The 263-nt window shown below is 45.6% G+C and carries 1 protein-coding gene; it reads left to right on the plus strand.

The genetic code is table 11. From position 1 onward, the window contains the following. On the plus strand, positions 1-263 hold a 263-nt coding region (locus MiSe_RS50255; RefSeq protein ID WP_226595114.1), incomplete at both ends, for a hypothetical protein.

Raw genomic sequence — 263 nt, forward strand, 5'->3', positions numbered from 1 at the left:
GCTTTTATCCGACGATGGGGGCGGGCTTTTTCGCAAGCAAGGGCAACCGATAGTTCTTCAAAACATCCCTTTTCAATTACCAATTCAACATTTACGTCCTTATTTAAGCGCTACTCAAGAAGTTTTACTTGTGGGTACTTTAGGTCACGTGAATGCAATGACTAACAGCGTGCTAGCAACTGGAACAGTTTTAGGATGCAACAGGCCCAAACCAGGAAGCGCCAGTAAACCAGGTGCTACAACCAACGGGGAAAGTTCGTTTG

The organism is Microseira wollei NIES-4236 (genome assembly GCF_020521235.1).
GTDB lineage: Bacteria > Cyanobacteriota > Cyanobacteriia > Cyanobacteriales > Aerosakkonemataceae > Microseira > Microseira wollei.